5 protein-coding genes are annotated in these 2879 nt (G+C 63.5%); 4 read left to right on the top strand and 1 reads right to left on the bottom strand.

Annotated elements, in window-relative coordinates; genetic code table 11:
* The 4 genes from EN969_RS25035 to EN969_RS25020 all read left to right on the top strand — a co-directional run.
* Positions 1-712, top strand: a 712-nt coding sequence (locus EN969_RS25035) for a CBS domain-containing protein (protein WP_127419481.1), incomplete at its 5' end; no start/stop codon positions are given.
* Positions 713-844: 132 nt separating this feature from the next.
* A complete protein-coding gene (locus tag EN969_RS25030; protein WP_013532428.1) occupies positions 845-1519 on the top strand; it encodes an RNA polymerase sigma factor in 675 nt (224 codons plus the stop codon).
* A gap of 117 nt (positions 1520-1636) precedes the next feature.
* Positions 1637-2161 (top strand): DUF4142 domain-containing protein, encoded by a 525-nt coding sequence (locus EN969_RS25025; RefSeq protein WP_013532429.1) that lies wholly within the window; start codon positions 1637-1639, stop codon positions 2159-2161.
* An 11-nt stretch (positions 2162-2172) separates the two neighbouring features.
* Positions 2173-2481, top strand: a complete 309-nt coding sequence (locus tag EN969_RS25020) for a cupredoxin family copper-binding protein (protein ID WP_013532430.1) — start codon at positions 2173-2175, stop codon at positions 2479-2481.
* Between the two features lie 111 nt (positions 2482-2592).
* On the opposite strand, the gene EN969_RS25015 is transcribed toward EN969_RS25020, so the two are convergent.
* Positions 2593-2879: enoyl-CoA hydratase-related protein (locus tag EN969_RS25015; RefSeq protein WP_348632415.1), on the bottom strand; the 287-nt coding region annotated here is incomplete at its 5' end.

Here is a 2879-nt window from a genome sequence, read left to right as displayed (position 1 = left end):
GAATGGAAACAGGAAGCCGGCGCTGACCGCGGTGCTGGGAGGGCCTGCCGTGATCAGCGCCGGCTTCCTGTTTCCATTCGTGCCGGTGGCGCTGAACTCGATCCTGCTGGTGGCGCTCGGCTACGGCTTCCACAGGCTGGCCCGGCGCAATTATCCGCATGTGCCGGTTGCGGCGCCGGCAAACAGCCACGGCACCGGCGATCTGCCGGCGCAGCTGCGCGTGGGCTTTCGGTCGGAAGACATCGATGCCGCGCTTGGCGCACTCGACGAGACGTTCGATATCGATCGCAACGATCTCGACCGGCTGCTGCGGCAGGTCGAATTGCAGGCGATGGTGCGCGCGCACAAGACCCTTCTGTGCGAGGACATCATGTCGCGCGATGTGATCTCGGTCGATGCTCACACCTCCACCGAGGCGGCGCGCCAATTGCTGCTTGACCACAACATCCGCACCTTGCCGGTCGTCAATGCGGAAGCCAGGCTGGCAGGCACGGTGGGGTTGCGCGAACTCACCCAGGCCTCGGGGACGGTTGGATCCGTCTTAACGCCCGCGGCAACAGCCGCCGCCGGCGTCGCCGCCATGGGTCTGCTGCCCGTCCTCACCGACGGCCGCAGCCATGCGGTCATCATCGTCGACGACGACAAGCGGATTCTCGGGCTGATCACCCAGACCGATCTGTTGGCGGCCACGGCGCGCCTGCAGGCTGCCTGACAAGCCTTCGCTCGCACTGTAGTGTAGCGGCCGCCGGACCCGGCAGAAAATCTTCGGGAACCTTTTGCCGGCGACAGCGTCCAATCTCCCAATCGAGATCCTGGTTCGGAGATTGGGTTGAGGAAACTTGCCATGCCTGCTGTGTTGACGGCCGTGCCTTCCGCTGTGCCAGGCGAGATGCAGCTTGTGCACCGCGCGCTGGCGCGCGACGGCGACGCCTTCCGCACCATCATCAAGACACACAATCAGCGGCTTTACCGGATCGCGCGCGGCGTCGTGCGCAATGACAGCGAGGCCGAGGACATCGTGCAGGAGGCATACGTCAAGGCCTTCGCCCATCTCGATGCGTTTCGCGGCGACTCCTCGCTCGCCACATGGCTATCGCGCATCGTCATCAACGAGGCGCTCGGCCGGCTGCGCAAAAGACGCAAAACGGTGGCGCTGCCGGAAAATCCGCAAGCCGAGATCATCCGGTTTCCCCTCAATCCCAGCGACGATCCGGAACGGACAATGGCGCAACGGCAGATCCTCCAACTGGTCGAACAGGCCACCGACAGCCTTCCCGACGTCTACCGGACGGTGTTCGTGGCGCGGGTGATCGAGGGGCTGAGCATCGAAGAGACCGCCGACCTCCTCGGCGTGCGGCCGCAAACCGTCAAGACAAGGCTGCACCGCGCCCGCGCCCTTGTCCGCAAGGCGCTGGACGACCAGATCGGGCCGGTGCTGCTCGACGCCTTCCCCTTCGCCGGCCGGCGTTGCGAACGACTGACCAGCGCCGTGATGCGACGGCTCGGGCTGGAAAGCTGAGCCTCAGCGGATTTCAGTTCATTTCAGCGGGAACGTTTGCCGCTGACCAGCATCCAATGACCGTCAACCGAAAAACACTGTCCGGGACGATTTCAGCGTCCCGGCGAAGGAGATGCCATGTCTATCCGACACACTGCTGCGCTCGCCGCCCTGCTGCTGCTCGGCACCGCGCCGTTCGCACAAGCCGCCGACAAGCCGACCGATCCGCAGATCGCCCATATCGCCTACACGGCCGGGGTCATCGACATCGAAGCGGCCAAGCTGGCCATCGACAAATCGAAGAACAAGGAGGTTGTCGATTTCGCCAAGGATATGGTCCGCGATCACGAGGCTGTAAATGTTCAGGCGCTCGACCTGGTCAAGAAGCTCAAGGTCACCCCGGAAGACAACCCCACCAGCAAGGCGCTGACCAAAGCTGCGACGGAGGAGCGGGCCAAGCTCGCCAAACTCCACGGCGCTGCCTTCGACAAGGCCTATGTCGACAATGAGGTCGCCTATCACAAGCAGGTCAACGGCGCGCTCGAAACCCTTTTGATCCCGTCGGCGCAGAATGCCGAGCTGAAAAGCCTGCTGGAAACCGGCTTGAAGATATTCCAGGGCCATGAGCAGCACGCCGAACACGTCGCCGGCATGCTCAAGTAAGGACCGGGAGCATGCAGAACCACCATCTGTGGATTGCGTTGACGCTCGCCGTCGGGATCGTGCCGGCGCAAGCCGAAACCATCCAGGTCACCATCGACAGGCTGGTGTTCTCTCCGGCCACCGTCGAGGCAAAGGTCGGCGACACGATCGAGTGGGTGAACAAGGATGTGTTCGCCCACACGGCAACCGTGAAAGGCGGCTGGGAAGTGATGATCCCGCCGAAGAAATCCGCAAGCCTGACTTTGAAGACGGCGGGACCGGTCGACTACTTCTGCCGCTTTCACCCCAACATGAAGGGCCGTTTGGTGGTGGCGCCCTGATCCAGCTCCGACGAGTGCATGTCGCCCAAAAGTAACCTCGGTTTTGGGAGAACGACACGCATAAAAACAAAGACCTGAAGCGGGTCGCCTGAGGAATTCCAGCGACCCGCTTCAGGCTCGCCTGGCCTCGTCGGGACGCGCGATATGTGTCCACGAGCCGTCATAGCCCGGCTCGCGGCGTGCAATCCAGGCATTCAGCCCTTCGCGCAGATCAGCGGTCGGGGCCACGCGGGCAAACTGCTCGGCCTCGACCAGCAAACCTTCGGCGATGCTCTGGTTGAGGCCGCGCGCCACTGCCGTGAGGATGCCGGCAATCGCCAGATCGGAGTGCCGCAGGATACGCCTGGCCAGATCAAATGCCGCCGGCATCAACTCGGCATGCGGCACAACCTCGTTGA

This window comes from Mesorhizobium sp. M7A.F.Ca.CA.003.01.2.1, from assembly GCF_003998945.1.
GTDB classification, from domain to species: Bacteria; Pseudomonadota; Alphaproteobacteria; order Rhizobiales; family Rhizobiaceae; genus Mesorhizobium; species Mesorhizobium ciceri.
The sequence above is the reverse complement of the archived record's forward strand: the minus strand, read 5'-3'. Positions and strand labels throughout refer to the sequence as shown.